Source organism: Aestuariivirga sp., from assembly GCF_046294715.1.
Classification (GTDB): domain Bacteria; phylum Pseudomonadota; class Alphaproteobacteria; order Rhizobiales; family Aestuariivirgaceae; genus Aestuariivirga.
In genome coordinates, this window is record NZ_JBKBKI010000050.1 from 1 (window position 1) to 16,220 (window position 16,220).

Consider the following 16,220-nt stretch of genomic DNA (forward strand, 5'->3'; position numbering starts at 1 on the left):
TTCGCCTTGATCCAGTCGAGATTGGCGAAGAGGGCCTCGTCGGTGGCCTTCACCTCGAACATCGGAAGCGCATGGAAGCGGTCTCCTGCCTGCGCGATGATCTTGTTCTTGTTGGAAAGGTCGAGGATCGTCGCCTTGCCCTGGCCGGCCATCAGCGCCACGACGCGGTTGTTCGAGCCCGGCACGTAGGAACGTTCGCCGAACTTGATGCCTTCGCGGGCCTCGATCATGTTGGCGATCGAGTCGGTCCCGCCGCCGCGCGAATGCAGCATGATGGGCTGGCCGTTGAGATCGGCGAGCTTGGTGTACTCCTTGGTGGTCACCGGGAAGAACACCAGCTTCGAAAGCTGGAAGATGATGCGGATCGGCGCCTTGGAGCGCTGCATCACGGCGTAGGGTGTGCCGAATGCGATGTCCATGTCGCCGCTGAGCACGGCCTGAACGGCCAGCTCCTCGTCGGCGAACGCCGTCCATTCGAACTCGAGGCCCTTGGCCTTGGCCCGGTCGAGCGCCACGAAAAACGCGGCGAGTTCGTCCGAGGGCGGCTCCGCCAGCGCGATCTTGATCGTTTCGGCGTAGGCCGCCGAGACCATCATGCTGGCTGCGAAGGCCAGTCCCACCACTTTCTTGACGAGGTTCTTCATGGTTCTCCTCCCTGAGAATGCCTTAGAAGTTCTGTGCTGTCCCGGTCGGGGCGTTCCGCCTTCACTGAGCCGTGACGGTTCGACGATCAGTTCTCCCCAAACAATCGCTGCGAAACCGAACGAAGATGCGTGCGCATCGCCTCATAGGCTGCGGCCGGGTCGCGAGCAGCAATGGCTTTGGCGATCGCGTCGTGCTCGGCGAAACTCGAATGGTCGGGCGAAGGCTGGGCACTCTGGCGAGTGACATTGCCCCAGGCCACGGCACGCCGCACGCCGTTCAGCTGGTCGAAGAGCGACAGGAGCAGGAGATTGTCGCTCGCCTCCGCCACCGTGCGGTGAAAGAGATCGTCTTGGATCTCGTATTCGCGCCATGTCGCCGCGGCCTTGGCGCGGGCAAGTGCCTGCTGCATGCGGACCTGCGTGTCACCCGAGGCATTGATGGCGGCTTCGCGGGCGATCGCGGGCTCGATCGCCAGCCTTGCGCGCATCATGCGGAATGGCGTGAGTTGCCGACCCAGCTCGGCGAGGGCGCCGTTCGGCGCCTGCTGGCTGCCGTCGGAGAGGAACGTGCCCTTGCCGACGTGGCGCCAGATGACGCCGTCGCGCTCCAGCGCTCCCAACGCCTTTCTCAACGTGGCGCGGCTCATGCCCAGCTTGTCCGTCAGGTGGCGCTCGGGCGGCAGCCGGACCCCCTGCGTGAACCCTCCCTCGTGAATGAATCGGCGGAGCCGTTCGACCGGATCGCTGGGAATGGAAATCTGATCGGACATTTTCGAATTGGTCTCAAAATTGGTCTACCAATTCCTTGCACAGTACCTTTCTTTCAGCAAGAAGAAAGTGAACCAAGCGCAGATTGGTTGTCCGATTTACAAAGTTATCAACATTGGTAGGGATTGATTTCGTTATTCGCCCTGCTATAGCGGTTTTCGCAGTTGGTGCTCTTCAGAAGGTGAAACATGCCCGATTTCGTGATCCCTCAACCGCCTGTGCCGGCCATTCCGGTCAGTGGCGGCGGCTCCTTTCCCGTACGGCGCGTCTATTGCATCGGGCGCAATTACGCGGCCCACGCCGTGGAAATGGGGCATGATCCCAATCGCGAGTCACCCTTCTTCTTCCAGAAGAACCCGGACAACCTCGACTCTTCCGGCAGCTTCCCCTATCCGCCGCACTCTTCCGACGTGCACCACGAGGTCGAACTCGTGGTGGCGCTGAAGTCGGGCGGCACCAACATTCCAGTCGCCGACGCGCTCAGCCATGTCTGGGGTTATGCCGTCTCGCTCGACATGACTCGGCGCGACCTGCAGAACGAGGCGAAGAAGCTCGGCCGCCCGTGGGAAATCGCCAAGTCGTTCGAGCGCTCGGGCCCCGTGGGGCCGCTGCGGCCCGCCAGCGAGGTCGGCCATCCGGACCATGGCCGGATCGAGCTCAAGGTCAACGGCGCCGTCAAGCAGGAGGGCGACCTCAACCAGATGATATGGAAGGTGCCGGAAATGATCGCCTATCTTTCGGAGTATTTCGAACTGAAGGCGGGTGACGTCATCATGTCCGGTACGCCTTCCGGCGTGGGGCCGGTAAAGCGCGGCGACGAGATGGTGGCCTCGATCGAAGGGCTGGGCAGCCTTACCGTCACGGTCGTCTGAGAAACGGGGGCGGCAGCGGGAACTTGCTGCTGCCGCCTTTTTAGGCACGGCATCGGCCGTATTGCCGCGGCTCGGCAATCCTTCTTGTCGCACCGGCCCTGCTGCCGATATGACGCGCTCGGACATCAGCAGAGGCACACCCATGACCGGACCTGTCATTCCCGATCTCATCTTCACCAAGGTGGATGAAGCCCCGCAGCTTGCACTCGCCTCCCTGCTGCCGATCATCCGCGCCTTCACCAAGCCCGCGGGAATCACCGTCGGCACCAAGGACATCTCGCTGGCGGGGCGCATCATCGCCGCTTTTCCGGAGCGGCTCACCTCGTCGCAGCGCCAGCCGGACGATCTTGCCGAACTCGGCGAACTGGTGAAGACGCCGGAAGCCAACGTCATCAAGCTGCCGAACATCTCGGCCTCCGTGCCGCAACTCGTCGCTGCCATCAAGGAACTTCAGGCGCAGGGCTACGACTTGCCGGATTATCCGGAAAGCCCCGCCACGCCGGAGGAGAAGGATATCCGCAGCCGCTATGACGCGGTGAAGGGATCGGCCGTGAACCCGGTGCTGCGCGAGGGAAACTCCGACCGCCGCGCCGCCATCGCCGTCAAGAACTACGCCAGGGCCAACCCGCATTCCATGGGCGCATGGAAGTCCGACAGCAAGACCTATGTCGCAACCATGTCCACCGGCGATTTCCGATCGAACGAGAAATCGGCCACGCTGACCGAGGCTCAGGCCGGCCCGGCGCGGATCGAACTCGTTTCGCGGGACGGCAAGACCATCGTGCTGAAGGAAGGCGTGAACTATCCCGCCGGCACCATCGTCGATGCGAGCTTCATGTCAGCTCGGGCACTCTCTGAGTTCCTCAGCGCCGAGATCGAGAGCGCCAAACGCAATGGCGTGCTGTTCTCGATCCATCTCAAGGCCACCATGATGAAGGTCTCCGACCCGATCATCTTCGGCCATGCCGTGAAGCAGTTCCTCAGGCCGGTGTTCGAGAAGCACGGCGAGGCGCTCAAGGCCGCTGGCGTCAATCCCAATTCAGGACTCGGCACGCTGCTCGAGCGCGTGGCCGAGATGCCGGAGCGGGGGGCGGTCGAGGCGGATATCGCAGCCGTCATGGCCTCGCGCCCGCCCCTCTACATGGTCAATTCGGAGAAGGGCATCACCAACCTCCATGTTCCCTCGGACGTGATCGTCGATGCGTCGATGCCGGCCCTGATCCGGGCGGGCGGCAAGGGCTGCGGTCCGGACGGCAAGGAGGCTGATGCCAGCTGCGTGATCCCGGACAGTTCCTATGCCGGGGTCTATGACGAGACGGTGAAGTACTTCAAGGAGACTGGCGCACTCGATCCGGCGACTGCAGGCACGGTGCAGAACATTGGCCTGATGGCGCAGAAGGCCGAGGAATACGGCTCGCATCCGACTACCTTCGAGATCCCGCAGGACGGCACGGTGCGCATGGTGCTGGCCAACGGCGAGGTGCTGCACCAGCATGAGGTCGAAGCCGGCGACATCTGGCGCGCGGCCTCCACCCGCCGGGCCGCCATCGAGGATTGGGTGCGGCTGGCGATCGAGCGGCAGAAGGCCGAAGGCTGCCAGGCGATCTTCTGGCTGGACGAGACTCGGCCGCACGACGCCGAACTCATCGGATACGTGAAGCCGATGCTGGCGGCGGCTGGCGTCACGGACAAGTTCCGGATTCTCGCGCCACGGGAAGCGACACGGCTTTCCCTCGAGACGATCCGCAAGGGCGAGAACTCGATCGCCGTGACCGGCAACGTGCTGCGCGATTATCTCACCGATCTGTTCCCGATTCTCGAGCTCGGGACCTCGGCCAAGATGCTGTCGATCGTCAAGCTGATGAAGGGCGGCGGCCTGTTCGAGACGGGGGCAGGGGGCTCCGCGCCGAAGCACGTCCAGCAGCTGATGGAGGAAAACCACCTGCGCTGGGATTCGCTAGGCGAGTTCTGCGCCCTGGGCGAAAGCCTGAAGTTCCTGGCCGCCGTCAAGGGCAACGCCAAGGCGCGGGTGCTCGGCGATGCCGTCGATGTGGCGACGCAGGGCATCCTCGACAACAACAAGTCGCCCAGGCCGAAGGTGGGCCAGACGGATACCCGCGACAGTCACTTCTTCTTTGCGCTCTACTGGGCGAAGGCGCTCGCCTCTCAGAAGGAGGATCCCGATCTGGCGGCCCGGTTCAGGCCCGTGGCGGAAGCCCTGGCCGCTCAGGAGAAAACGATCCTCGAGGAACTGGCGCGCGGCGGCGGAAGGCCCGCCGATCTGGGCGGTTATTATCGCACCGAACCCGAAAGGACTGAGGCCGTGATGCGGCCGTCAGCGACGTTCAACGGCATCATCGGCTGAGGCGCGGCACCGGAGGGCTTCAACCGCTGTGCCGGTGAATCACTCCGGTTGACGCTGGCACACGTCAGCCGATGTCCGGTCCGGTTGTCTTTGCTGCCGAAAAGAGCGGGGGTTCCATACGCTGGCGGCGGGTCCGCCATCCTGTTCTCTGCTTGCCGATCATCAAGCTTTCATGCAGTCTTCCGCGCGCGAGCCGCTTTGGGGGAGAGGCTAAGCGTCTGACGTGAGGGAACGTCTTTAAAAGCAGGGAGTAGAAAGATCATGAACTGGACTCGCCGTTTGGCACTGGGCGTTGCCGCAGCAGCGTTGCTTGCGACCGCTGCGCCCGCCATGGCCGATCTCAGGTTCGGCGTGGCGGCTGAACCTTATCCGCCCTTCACCTCGAAGGATGCGTCGGGCAAGTGGGTCGGCTGGGAAATCGACGTGATGGACGCTGTCTGCGCGGAGATGAAGGAAAAATGCGAAGTCGTGGAAGTGGCGTGGGACGGAATCATCCCGGCGCTCACCTCCAAGCAGATCGACGTGATCTGGTCATCGATGCTCATCACCGAGAAGCGCAAGGAGACGATTGATTTCTCGCAAATGTACTACGACACGCCTCCCGCCATGATCGGCCAGAAAGATGGCGACAAGGACATCTCGCCCGAGCATCTGAAAGGCAAGACGCTGGGCGTACAGGTGTCGACGGGCCACGAGAGATACGCGCAGAAATATCTCCTGCCCGCGGGTGTCGACCTCAAGACCTATGCCACGCAGGACGAGGCGAACAACGACCTCGCCGCCGGCCGCCTCGATTACGTGCTGGCCAACAGCTCGGCGCTATTCGATTATCTCGGCACCGACCAGGGCTCCGCCTGCTGCGAACTCAAGGGCATCATCGAGAAGCCGAAAGATGATCCCGGCATCTATGGCGAAGGCGTGGGCGGCGGCGTCCGCAAGGAAGACACGGCCCTGAAGGAGAAGCTGAACGCTGCGATCAGCGCGCTCGCCAAAGCCGGCAAGTTCGACGAGATCACGCAGAAGTACCCGCAGCTCGTGGGCAAGATGACGCTGCCCAAGGCGGAGTAGGACCGCTCCACCGCCGATGACAGGGGGCCGGCGCAACACGCCGGCCCCTCTTCATTGGTGGTAGCGTGGAGTCGCGCGCTTGCGCTAAAAGCCGGTCATGGGTTGGAGAGACATCAACATGAACCGGCGCAAGCCGGTTCTCGACATTGCCGTCGTTCCCATTGCGCCGGGCGAGGATGCGACGATGGCCGTGCTGCGAAAGGCGGCTGGGCGAGCCGTTGAAGCGCTTGCCGCGCAGCGTGAGCATGTCATGTCCACGGCATCTGAATTCTCGCTGTTCTTCGCAGGGTATCTGGCAGGCTATGCGCGGCACCAGGCCTTGAAGCATGGCGTCGATGCGGAAACCTTAGGCGGCGCGCTGATCGACGAGCTCCGGCGCTCGCTTTGCACAGCAGCACCGGACGCACTCGAGCCGGCATTATGCGCGATACAGTTCGGCCCACGGCCTCGTGTCGAGGCCTCGCCGCGCGCCAGTCTCCGCGCGATTCCGCCCCTTGCCGATGCCGGCTATCTCGCCGGGCATCTGGAATCAGCCTGCGGCACGCGCAAGCTGGTGCGCGAAGCCATCGCTCTCGTCGAACAAAAGGCACCTCCGGCGGACTTCCTCACCGCCTGTGACATTGCGGCCGATCCTATGCAGACACGTCAGCCTACGCTGAGCCTGCGCTTCGATGTCCTGGAGCGCGCCGTCATCGAGGAGGCGTTCGGCACCATGCGGGCAAGTCATCACATCATCGGCGGTTGAGCAGCGCCTCGATCTCGGCGCGCCTGGGCATGGCGGGAGCCGTTCCAGAACGGGTGACCGAAATCCCCGCCGCGGCACAGCCGAAACGGGCGGCCTGCACAGGGTCCATGCCCTCTGCAAGCGCCGCGGCGAAGGCGCCCACGAAACTGTCGCCCGCGCCAGCGGTCTCGACCACTCTTCCCGCATCGAAGGCCTCTACCAGCAGCGAGCGCTCGCGACTGTGGAACAGCGCGCCACGGGGGCCGAGCGTGATCAGCGCCGTGCCCGCACCTTTCGCCAGGAGCGCGTCACCCGCCGCGCGGGCCTGGTCCTCCGTCGCAACCGCAATACCGGTAAGGGCTTCTGCCTCGTTTTCATTGGGAATCACATAGTCGCAAAGGCGATAGATCGCGTCAGGCACGGGGGCGGCCGGAGCAGGGTTGAATATGGTGACCGCGCCCGATTCCCTGGCGATCTCCAGTCCTTTCAGTGCAGCGGCGAGCGGCTGCTCGAGCTGTGTGACGAAGACCTTGGCAGCCGCGATCCCGTCGTGCGCCGCCTCGACATGTTCCGGGCCGATGCCGCCCGCTGCGCCTGGAACCACGATGATGGCGTTTTCCCCCGTCCCGTCGCTCACGAAGATATAGGCAGCGCCCGTGGGTTCCTCCTCGGCGATTGCTGCGCGAGGCGTAATGCCTTCGCTCTTCCAGGTCGCGAGTGCGATTTCGCCGAAGGCATCCCTGCCGATACGCGTGATGAAGCTGACTTTCGCGCCCGCGCGCGCTGCGGCGACAGCCTGGTTCGAGCCCTTGCCGCCAGGGCCCATCTTGAAGCCCGAGCCCATGAGGGTTTCGCCCATCACGGGTTGGCGGGCCGCACGGAAGGCAAGATCGGCCACGAAGATGCCGAGAATGGCGACGCCCTGCTTCATGACACTCAGGCTTCCGGCGGGATCACGCCCTTCTTCAGGATGAAGCAGCCATAGAATCGCGTCTCGCCGGTGACGATCACCGCATATGACTTGCGCGCCATGTCATAGAAGGCGAAGCGCTCGATCGAGCCCATCGGCCAGGACCTGCCCTCCCACTTGTCGATCACGGCTTGCACCTCGGCCTGCACGGGCGGCACCTCGGCCGGTTTGCCCACGATCTCCATGCGCGAAGCAGGCTTTTCCACGAATGAGTCGAGCGGGAAGACGGAGAGGATGGCATCTATCGCTTCGGCCGCCGTCAGATTGTCCATGCGGAGGAGTTTCCCGGTGACCGTATGACGCGCCACCGAGTCGGCGGGGAAATTGGTGTCCGAGATCACCAGATCGTCGCCGTGGCCCATGGCCCGGAGACAGCGGATCACGTCCGCATTGAGGCGGTTGTCGAAATTGCGCAGCATGGATGCCCTCCCAAGACGTGAGGGTGAAAGCTAGAGGCGGCAGAGGGAGAGTCAAGCGGGCTCAGTAGCCCTCGGGCTTGCCAGGCACCTTCACCAGCGCCTCGCCTTCGAGCACCACCGTCTCGCCCACCCGGCAGCGGCAGGAGAGCCTGACGCGCCGCCCCTTCTCGACGAGTTCGACCACCTCGACGCTCGCCTCCACCAGGTCGCCGATGCGCACCGGCGCCTTGAAGTTCAGCGTCTGCGACAGGTAGACGGCGCCGGGCCCCGGCAGCCTCGTGCCGATCACCGCGGAAATGAGGCTGGCGGTGTAGAGGCCGTGGGCGATCCTGCCGCCGAAGGGGGTCCTGGCGGCGAAATGCTCGGAAAGATGGATCGGGTTCCTGTCGCCCGAGATCTCGGCGAAACCGACCACGTCCGAGGATTTCACTTCCTTGACATAGGTCTCGGTCATGCCGAGCTCGAGGTCCTCGAAATAGAGGGTCTGGGTGGGAGGAAGCATGGACGCTAAGGCCTGATGCTGCGCCCGGTATGGACGCCATAGAGGTTGAAGAGATGCACCAGCGCGAGGATCGCCACGAAGGCGAAGACGAGCAGCACGGGCGTTGTGGGAATGAGGCGGGGCGTGAGGCTGGTGCGCGGCCGGCGCTCGAGCCAGGACATGAGCCCAACGACGCAGACGCTGGCCGTAAGCACTGCGACGGTGATCCAGAATTCGAAGGGGCTGGCGGTGGCAGGCATGGGCAGGGCGGGTCGGTTGACAGGCAGGGATGGCCCCGCTATGGAACCGCCAGTGTTCAACGGGCGGAACGGGGTGCAGCGCTCCTTCTGCCTGAAAAATCAGGTGAAGTCCATGAAAGTCCGCAATTCCCTCAAGTCGCTCCTGAAGCGCCACCGCGACAACCGCATGGTGCGCCGCAAGGGCCGCATCTACATCATCAACAAGACCAACCCGCGCTTCAAGGCGCGCCAGGGCTGAGCTTAGCTTCCCTGACGGGATCGTGAACGCCGTGGGCGGGATGCCGCCCACGGCGCTCTTTTTGTTGCCATGAAGGAGGGTGTATGATGCGGCCCATGCGTGGTTTCCTCGTCATTGCCGCCCTCCTCGCCCTCAGCCCGCCCGTTCTGGCGCAGGAGGAGGGCACGGCCGGGCAGGACGCGCCGCCGCTTCCCGGTGCAGCGCCTGCCGAAGAGGTGCTGAAGCCCGCCGAACGCAGGGCCGAGCAGCTGGACATCCTGTTCGCGCGGCTGCGCGGAGCGGGAGCGATGAGCCCGGCTCTCGAGCAGAAGATCTGGGAGCTGTGGAGCGCCTCGGATTCGCCCACGGCCGAGGTGCTTCTTCAGCAGGCCGGCCGGGCAATCGCCGCGGGTGCGCCCGCCGAGGCGCTCTCGATCCTCGACCGGCTCACCGGTGCGTATCCCGGTTTCGCCGAGGCTTGGAACAAGCGCGCCACGCTCTATTACATGATGAAGCGGGATGAGCAGGCCCTTAAGGACATCGAGAAGGTGCTGGACCTGGAGCCCCGGCACTTCGGCGCCCTCGCGGGCAAGGGCATGATCCTGCAGCGCCAGAAGAAATACTCCGCCGCCCGCGCGGCTTTCGAGGAGGCGCTCGCCATGAACCCCAATCTCGAGCAGGTGAAGGCCGCGATCAAGGAACTCGACCGGCTGGAACAGGGAATCTAGCCGGGCAACTGCTTCCGTCGATCAGGACACATAGGCGATGCGGATCATGTTCGTGGCGCCGGGCGTGCCGAGCGGCAGGCCCGCAGTGATGATGATGCGCTGACCGGCATCGGCGAAGCCTTCCTCGACGGCGATGCGGGCGGCTCTCGTCACCATGTCGTCGAGGTCCCGCGCATCGTCGGTCAGCACGCAATGCAAGCCCCAGACGAGCGCGAGGCGGCGTGCCGTCGCCGGAATTGGCGTCAAGGCGATGACGGGTGTGTCCGGTCGCTCGCGTGACATCCGCATGCCGGTCGAGCCCGAGCCCGTGTAGCAGACGATGGCCGAGAGCTTCAGCGTCTCCGAGATGGCGCGTGCTGCGCTCGAGATGGCATCGGCGCTCGTCGGCTGCGGTTCGTAGCGCTGGGCGGTGATGATGCCGCGATAGAGCGAGTCGCGCTCCACCGCCTGGGCAATGCCGTCCATCATCGCGACGGCCTTGTCCGGCCAGGCTCCGGTTGCGCTCTCGGCGGAGAGCATGATGGCGTCGGCGCCTTCGTAGACCGCGGTCGCAACGTCAGAGACCTCGGCGCGCGTCGGCACCGGCTCGGTGATCATCGATTCGAGCATCTGCGTTGCCACGATCACCGGCTTGCCGATGCGGCGGGCGGCCCGGGTGATCTGCTTCTGGCGGCCGGGAACCGTCTCGAGCGGCAGTTCGACGCCGAGATCGCCACGCGCCACCATGAGCCCGTCGGCGATCTCGAGGATCTCGTCGAGAACCGTCAGCGCGGCGGGCTTCTCGATCTTCGCCATGACACCGGCACGCCCCGCGACGAGTTTCCTCGCCTCGGCCACGTCATCGGCGCGCTGCACGAAGGAGAGCGCGATCCAGTCCACCCCGATCGCCGCGGCAGCCTCGAGATCGGAGCGGTCCTTCTCGGTCAAGGCAGGAATGGGAATCACGGTGTCGGGGAGATTCACGCCCTTCCTGTCGGAGAGCGTTCCTCCGAAGATCACGCGCGTCGTGAGCCGCGTCGGCTCGGCCTTGACGATCTCGACGCGCAGTCGGCCATCGTTGAGAAGGAGATTGTCGCCAAGCTGGGCCGAGGCGAAGATCTCGGGATGCGGCAGGCAGACGCGCGTGTGATCGCCCGGTGTCTTGTCCATGTCGAAGACGAAAGTGTCGCCCGCCGCGATCTTCGCCTCCTTGCTCTGGAAGGTACCGATGCGGATCTTGGGGCCCTGCAGGTCGGCGAGGATGCCGACGGGACGCTTGAGCTTCGCCTCGGCAGCGCGGATGTCACGATGGAGCTGGCGCAGCAGGTCGTGCTGAGTGTGGCTCATGTTGATGCGGAAGACGTCCGCCCCGGCGAGGAAGAGTTTCTCCAGCATCTCGGGCGATGACGACGCGGGGCCGAGCGTCGCCACGATCTTCACCTTGCGGTTTCGGCGCATTACTGTCCTTGCGTGGTCTTTTCGCCCGAGAGCGATACCGTCCAGTCGGCAGCCTCACCGGTGTCGACTTCGAAGAAGCCGGTCTTCGTATAGCCCCGGCCCTCGCAATCCTCGATGCCGCGGATGGTGAAGACCTTGTCGCGCGTGCACATGATGGACTTGCCGCCCCATGAGCCGCCCTTGTCGTAATCCACCGCGAAGATGTAGTAGTAGCGCGCGATGAGGTCGCCCTTGAGCAGCGGCAGGCATTTCTGCGGCTCCACCGTCCACCACCCCTCCGTGGCCCAGCCTTCCTTGTCCTTGTAGCCCAGGGCCACGCCGACACGGCTCTCGGTCTTGTTGCAGAGCTTGAGGTCCGCCCGTGCGGGAGCCGACGTGAATCCCACGATCATGAGCGCGCCTGCCGCGAGCGCCATCTTGCGAAGCATTCTGCCGCCTCCGGATATGTTCCGCGAATCGTTCATAACTTTCCCACCTGCCAACGCCGCGTCAACCCCGGCGACTTGCGGCCTAACCGGATGACTGAGGCATTAGCGTCATCTATATGGCCAGTCCATGACAAAGATAACCGCAACCGAAGCGTACGAAATTGTGGCGGGAACGCATGATACGCGGCTGATCCTGCTGTGCGATCACGCCTCGAACCGCATACCGGACGACTACGGCGGCCTCGGCATACCGGAAGAGCAGTTCTCCCGCCACATCGCCTATGACATCGGCGCCAGGGACCTCACGCTCGGTCTCGCCCGGCGGCTCGAGGCCCCTGCGGTGCTCTCCTGCTTCTCGCGCCTTCTGATCGACCCCAATCGCGGCATGGACGATCCCACCCTCATCATGCGCATTTCAGACGGCGCGGTGGTGCCCGGCAACCGGGGCGTGGACGAGGCCGAGCGGCAGCGCCGCACGGCACGGTTTCACCAACCCTACCACCGGGCCATTGCGGAGCAGATCGCGGCCGTCTCCGCCCAGGGGCATGTGCCGTTCCTCGTTTCCATTCATTCCTTCACGCCCGTCTGGCGCGGCTGGCGGCGGCCGTGGCATGTCGGCATTCTGTGGGACCGGGACGAGGCGGTGGCCCGCGCCATGATCCGGGGATTCCTGGCGCAGGGTGATCTTGTGGTTGGCGACAACGAGCCCTATCACGGTGCCCTCGAAGGCGACACGCTCAACACCCACGGCACCCGGGCGGGCCTCCCTCATGCCCTGATCGAGGTGCGGCAGGATCTCATCGCCGGCAAAACAGGTGTGGATGAGTGGGTGGAACGGGTGGCCAAGGTGATTGAACCGATTATGTATGATGTCCGGTGACGGGCCCGGACGCGGGGAGTGCCAGAAGATGGACATCGACGAGAAGACCAGAACCGAACTCGAGGCCGCGGCCTTCCGGCGCCTGCTGGAGCATCTCCGCCAGCGCACGGACGTGCAGAACATCGACATGATGAACCTCGCGGGCTTCTGCCGGAACTGCCTGTCCAACTGGTTCGAGGAGGCGGCCAGGGCGCGCGGCCTCGCGGTCAGCCGTGAGGAGGCGCGCAGCATGGTCTATGGCATGCCCTATGAGGAGTGGAAGGCCAGGCACCAATCCGCCGCCACCGAGGACCAGAAGGCCAAGTTCGCACAGTCGCACAAGCACTGAATTCCCGGGAAAGCACAGACATGTCTCAGACCAAGACCACCTTCGCCCACGGCCAGCTGAAATCCATCGTCGAGCGCATCGAGCGCCTCGAGGAGGAGAAGAAGGCAATCGCCGCTGACATCAAGGAGGTCTATGCCGAAGCCAAGGCGAACGGCTTCGACACCAAGATCCTGCGCAAGGTGATCAGCCTCAGGAAGAAGGAGGCCGCCGAGCGCGAGGAAGAGCAATCGATGCTCGACGTCTACATGGCAGCACTCGGCATGATCCCGGGCGAGGCCGAAGAGGCGGCGTGATCGCACCTTCCCGAGAAGACATCGCAATAGAAAACGGGCCGCGCAAGCGGCCCGTCTGCATTCGAAATCGCAAATGGCCTCAGTTGCCGGTGTCTACCTGGCCAAGCCTCATCCGCATCAGCGTGGGCGTGCTGAGCAGGCTTCCCTTGCCTTCGCGGTTGACGACGAGCATGTCGCCCTTGCCGGCCGCGGGCGCCGGCGCCATCTGGGCCACGGCGAGGCGCGGCAGCTGAGGCGCCGGATCGGCCTGTGCCTCGTCGATGCCGGGCAGGAGACCCGCGAGACCGGTCTCGTTGAACTGCTGGGGGGCGCCGTCGCGGCGAACGGCCTTGCTGGAGTCGAAGATCAGCTGCTGCGGCCACCAGAATAGGTCATCGCCGGCGGCAGAGGCGGTGATCGAGCGGATCACCGGAACGCCCTCGGGTTCGCCGCTGCGGAGCTCGTCGGTGAGGCTGGTCTTGCTCGCGGCGTCGGTTTCGGGCTCGGCCATGGTCTCGGCGGCCACGACGACGCCGAGCGAATTGCCGTCGACCGGGGAAGGGGTCGTCCGCGCCGTCTGGTCCGGCGGGGGTGCGGATGCGGGCACGATCTTCATGTTCACGGCCGCCATCATCAGCACCTCGATGGGCTTGGGCCTGGGCTTCGGCACGGGATAGCCCTGGGTCACGCCTTCAGGCACACTGGCCACCAGTTCGGGGCCCTCCTCCGTGGCATCGGCCTGTTCCGGCTCGGCGGCGTCGCCCGGCTTTGCCTTGGGCTTCTGCGGCGCCGCGGAAGCGTCCTCGCTCATGCCGGCGAGTTCCTCGTCGTCCTCCACATAGGCGGTTTCGAGCGGGATCTTCTTCTTGGCCTTGAGCTTCGCCGCGTTCTCGCCGCCCTCCTGCTGGGAGGGAAGCCCGGCCGCCGTCGCATCGGCCTCGGCCACTTCGACTTCGGGCACGGCCTTCATGCCCTTCTTGTTGAGACGCGCGCCGACCGTTTTCTTGTAGTCGCGCATGATCTTGGCCATCTGCTTCTGGCTGATCGCCGGACCCCAGTGGCGCACCCGGCCCGAGTCGATGTGGAGGAAGCCCGTCGGGCCGCCGCCGGAGCGATAGTAGCCGACGCCGCCCACCTGCCGCACCAGTGCGGAGTTGCGCATCTTCTCGGTGGGCACGTCGGGGAAATAGATGTCGATGGCCTTGCCCACCATGTGCTGGCTCTTGCGCGCGACGTTGCGGCCGATCTTCTTCAGGAAGGCGTTGGTCTTCGGCGAGCGGTATCCCGAGACGATGTGGATCGGGCGCTTCGAGCCGAGGTCGGCATGCAATTCCCACATCAGGTCGATGGTCCTGGGCGAGATGGTGATCACCTCGTCGCGCCGCCAGTCACGCAGGATGTAGTTGATCTTCTTCATGGCGGACGGGATGTACTTCCCGTTCTTCATGTAGGTGATCGTGAGGTTTTCCTTGGTATGGATGTGGTAGATCGAGAGGGTGCGCGTCTCGCCGCCCGAAAGTGCGGGGGCATTCCAGTTGAGGAACACTCCGGTGCCGACGGCTGCGGCGACCGCGGCCGAGGCGACGAGCTTTTTCCAGCGTTGAATCACGGTGCGACGATGTCCGGCTTCCCTGCAGTCCAAACCCATACCCCACTCACAACCGGCTTTGCCGGTTCCCCTGGTATCCCGTCCAGCCTGCCAACCCCCATCCCGGGCATCGGCTTACACTGAATTCGCGTTTCGAACAAGAATAAGGCCACGATGAGGCGGCGCTCCCAAAAGGTAAACGCGCATGTTTAACAAGCATTTAATCTGTTGAAAACACTGCGCCTCATGGGCAGGACCGGTCGAATTCGCCCTTTTCCGTAAAGGAATGTGGCCAGTTCTCCACGCTCCCGGAAGGGATCTCCAGGCGCTCAGCGCTGGGCGAGGACCACCGTCGATCGGGCCTCTTCCATGGCCTTGTCGCGGCCGTAGATGTCGTCGAAATAGACGATTCTACCCGTTTCGTCCGGCCAGGCCGTGAAATAGGTGAGGTGCACCGGGACCTTCTGCTTGAGCCGCACCGTCTCGCTCTTCGGCGTTTCGATGTGGGCTGCCACCTCCTTGGCGTCCCAGCCGAGGAGAACGGAAGCGAAGTCGCGCGGGTTCTGCACGCGCACGCAGCCATGGCTGAAGGCGCGCTCGTCCTTCTCGAAGAGTTCGCGGCTCGGCGTGTCGTGCATGTAGATGTTGTGGGAATTGGGGAAGAGAAACTTGATCTCGCCCAGCGCATTGTCTTCGCCCGGGGGCTGATGGATGCCATAGGGCACCTTGCTGCCGTAGCTTCCCCAGTCGATCGAGCGCGAGGGCACGACCTTGCCGTTCTGGTTCACCACCTTGAAGCCGATCCTGTCGAGGTAGCCCGGGTCGCGGCGCAACTTGGGAAGATACTCATTGGCGATGATCGAGGGCGGCACGCCCCACGAGGGATTGAACACCACGAGTTCCATCTCGTCGTGGAACACCGAGGTCTGGGTATTGGGCTTGCCGACGATGACGCGGGTCTTCCACAGCTCCTTGCCATTTTCCATCACGCGCGCCTCGAAGGCGGCCTGGTTGACGAAGACGTGGCGGGCGCCGAGCGATTTCGGCAGCCAGCGCAGGCGTTCCATGTTGTCGAGGATGGTGGCGAGGCGTCGGGTCGAGACGTCGGTGTTGAGTGCGCCCACCGTCTGAGGGCCGAGCACGCCGGTGACCTTGATGCCGGAAGCCTTCTGAAGTCGGCGCAGCACGACGCTGAGTTCGGCGTCGAGCACATCCTCTTCGCCGCTCGGCACGAGGGCTTCCGCATAGCCGAGCTCGGCGAGTTTCCGGCGCACCGCCGGAATGCGAGGATCGCTCATGCCCTTCTTGACGAGGTCGCCCTCGGGAATGGGATCGGCGACGCCCTGGGCCACCTTGGCGCGGAGTGCCGTGAGCTCCGTCTTCATCGCAGAATAGGCGGGGTGTGCGGGATGAAGCTCCTTCAGGTACTCGGCCGCATAGGGGGACCAGGCGAGAACCTTGATGGCGCGGGAGGCTGGCACCCATTGCGGCGTCACGTCATGGTAGAGCGAGAGCTTGCGCGGATCGAACAGGCCGCCCGAGGCATCACGCGCATAGCGCAAGGCCGCAGCCGCAAGATCGATGTCGAGCCGCGCCATGGCGGCGGGATCGTTTTCCGGTAGCGGTGCGTCGAAGGCGGAAAGGCCTGTCGGCAGATAGGCCTCGGGTTCGAGCCCGTCTTCGGCGGCGGAGGAGAGTTGCTTCAGCACGGCGGCTCCCCGGACCGAGAGCTTCCCGTTCTCGAGCCAGATCGGCCTGAAATTCTGCGACC

19 protein-coding genes are annotated in these 16,220 nt (G+C 64.5%); 9 read left to right on the forward strand and 10 right to left on the reverse strand.

Features of this window, described 5'->3' with window-relative positions; genetic code table 11:
* Both ACK4HL_RS19500 and ACK4HL_RS19505 read right to left on the reverse strand, forming a co-directional pair.
* Nucleotides 1–644: ABC transporter substrate-binding protein (locus ACK4HL_RS19500; RefSeq protein ID WP_409764193.1), on the reverse strand; the 644-nt coding region annotated here is incomplete at its 3' end.
* Nucleotides 645–730: 86 nt separating this feature from the next.
* Nucleotides 731–1,414: a FadR/GntR family transcriptional regulator gene (locus ACK4HL_RS19505; protein WP_409764196.1), complete on the reverse strand. Its 684-nt coding sequence runs from the start codon at nt 1,412–1,414 to the stop codon at nt 731–733.
* 186 nt (nt 1,415–1,600) lie between these two features.
* Between ACK4HL_RS19505 and ACK4HL_RS19510 the strand changes: the two genes are divergently transcribed.
* From ACK4HL_RS19510 to ACK4HL_RS19525, 4 genes are all read left to right on the forward strand, one after another.
* Nucleotides 1,601–2,284 carry a fumarylacetoacetate hydrolase family protein gene (locus ACK4HL_RS19510; RefSeq protein ID WP_409764199.1) on the forward strand — a complete coding sequence of 228 codons (684 nt, stop codon included), beginning with the start codon at nt 1,601–1,603 and terminating at the stop codon, nt 2,282–2,284.
* A 142-nt stretch (nt 2,285–2,426) separates the two neighbouring features.
* Nucleotides 2,427–4,649 carry an NADP-dependent isocitrate dehydrogenase gene (locus ACK4HL_RS19515; protein WP_409764202.1) on the forward strand — a complete coding sequence of 741 codons (2,223 nt, stop codon included), beginning with the start codon at nt 2,427–2,429 and terminating at the stop codon, nt 4,647–4,649.
* A gap of 261 nt (nt 4,650–4,910) precedes the next feature.
* Nucleotides 4,911–5,717, forward strand: a complete 807-nt coding sequence (locus tag ACK4HL_RS19520; RefSeq protein WP_409764205.1) for a transporter substrate-binding domain-containing protein — start codon at nt 4,911–4,913, stop codon at nt 5,715–5,717.
* 118 nt (nt 5,718–5,835) lie between these two features.
* On the forward strand, nt 5,836–6,462 hold the full coding sequence (locus tag ACK4HL_RS19525) for a hypothetical protein (RefSeq protein ID WP_409764208.1): 627 nt from the start codon (nt 5,836–5,838) through the stop codon (nt 6,460–6,462).
* Here ACK4HL_RS19525 and ACK4HL_RS19530 read toward each other — a convergent pair.
* The 4 genes from ACK4HL_RS19530 to ACK4HL_RS19545 form a co-directional block, all read right to left on the reverse strand.
* The gene (locus tag ACK4HL_RS19530; protein WP_409764210.1) at nt 6,449–7,372 is read right to left on the reverse strand and encodes a ribokinase; all 924 of its coding nucleotides are present in this window, start codon (nt 7,370–7,372) and stop codon (nt 6,449–6,451) included. The two genes, ACK4HL_RS19525 and ACK4HL_RS19530, sit on opposite strands and share 14 nt — an antisense overlap.
* Before the next feature lie 5 nt (nt 7,373–7,377).
* On the reverse strand, nt 7,378–7,830 hold the full coding sequence (locus tag ACK4HL_RS19535) for an RbsD/FucU family protein (protein ID WP_409764213.1): 453 nt from the start codon (nt 7,828–7,830) through the stop codon (nt 7,378–7,380).
* A gap of 61 nt (nt 7,831–7,891) precedes the next feature.
* A complete protein-coding gene (locus tag ACK4HL_RS19540; RefSeq protein ID WP_409764215.1) occupies nt 7,892–8,332 on the reverse strand; it encodes a MaoC family dehydratase in 441 nt (146 codons plus the stop codon).
* Nucleotides 8,333–8,337: 5 nt separating this feature from the next.
* A complete protein-coding gene (locus ACK4HL_RS19545; protein WP_409764218.1) occupies nt 8,338–8,571 on the reverse strand; it encodes a hypothetical protein in 234 nt (77 codons plus the stop codon).
* 112 nt (nt 8,572–8,683) lie between these two features.
* Between ACK4HL_RS19545 and ykgO the strand changes: the two genes are divergently transcribed.
* Together ykgO and ACK4HL_RS19555 are read left to right on the forward strand one after the other, a co-directional pair.
* The gene (ykgO, locus tag ACK4HL_RS19550) at nt 8,684–8,809 is read left to right on the forward strand and encodes a type B 50S ribosomal protein L36 (RefSeq protein WP_111195955.1); all 126 of its coding nucleotides are present in this window, start codon (nt 8,684–8,686) and stop codon (nt 8,807–8,809) included.
* 83 nt (nt 8,810–8,892) lie between these two features.
* Nucleotides 8,893–9,516 (forward strand): tetratricopeptide repeat protein, encoded by a 624-nt coding sequence (locus ACK4HL_RS19555; RefSeq protein WP_409764222.1) that lies wholly within the window; start codon nt 8,893–8,895, stop codon nt 9,514–9,516.
* Nucleotides 9,517–9,537: 21 nt separating this feature from the next.
* On the opposite strand, the gene pyk is transcribed toward ACK4HL_RS19555, so the two are convergent.
* Together pyk and ACK4HL_RS19565 are read right to left on the reverse strand one after the other, a co-directional pair.
* Entirely contained in the window at nt 9,538–10,953 is a 1,416-nt protein-coding gene (gene pyk, locus ACK4HL_RS19560) for a pyruvate kinase (RefSeq protein WP_409764225.1), read from the reverse strand.
* Nucleotides 10,953–11,381, reverse strand: a complete 429-nt coding sequence (locus tag ACK4HL_RS19565; RefSeq protein ID WP_409764228.1) for a DUF1036 domain-containing protein — start codon at nt 11,379–11,381, stop codon at nt 10,953–10,955. The genes pyk and ACK4HL_RS19565 overlap by 1 nt, the downstream gene beginning before the upstream one ends.
* 127 nt (nt 11,382–11,508) lie before the next feature.
* Here ACK4HL_RS19565 and ACK4HL_RS19570 point away from each other — a divergent pair, with 127 nt between their 5' ends.
* The 3 genes from ACK4HL_RS19570 to ACK4HL_RS19580 are packed head-to-tail and all read left to right on the forward strand — an operon-like array spanning nt 11,509 to nt 12,882.
* Complete coding sequence (locus ACK4HL_RS19570; RefSeq protein WP_409764231.1) at nt 11,509–12,261, forward strand: N-formylglutamate amidohydrolase; 753 nt, start codon at nt 11,509–11,511, stop codon at nt 12,259–12,261.
* A 28-nt stretch (nt 12,262–12,289) separates the two neighbouring features.
* Nucleotides 12,290–12,589 carry a DUF1244 domain-containing protein gene (locus ACK4HL_RS19575; RefSeq protein ID WP_409764234.1) on the forward strand — a complete coding sequence of 100 codons (300 nt, stop codon included), beginning with the start codon at nt 12,290–12,292 and terminating at the stop codon, nt 12,587–12,589.
* Between the two features lie 20 nt (nt 12,590–12,609).
* A complete protein-coding gene (locus ACK4HL_RS19580) occupies nt 12,610–12,882 on the forward strand; it encodes a DUF2312 domain-containing protein (RefSeq protein WP_409764237.1) in 273 nt (90 codons plus the stop codon).
* A gap of 79 nt (nt 12,883–12,961) precedes the next feature.
* Here ACK4HL_RS19580 and ACK4HL_RS19585 read toward each other — a convergent pair whose 3' ends face one another.
* Together ACK4HL_RS19585 and ACK4HL_RS19590 are read right to left on the reverse strand one after the other, a co-directional pair.
* Entirely contained in the window at nt 12,962–14,470 is a 1,509-nt protein-coding gene (locus ACK4HL_RS19585; protein WP_409764240.1) for a DUF882 domain-containing protein, read from the reverse strand.
* A gap of 308 nt (nt 14,471–14,778) precedes the next feature.
* Nucleotides 14,779–16,220: murein L,D-transpeptidase (locus ACK4HL_RS19590; RefSeq protein ID WP_409764243.1), on the reverse strand; the 1,442-nt coding region annotated here is incomplete at its 5' end.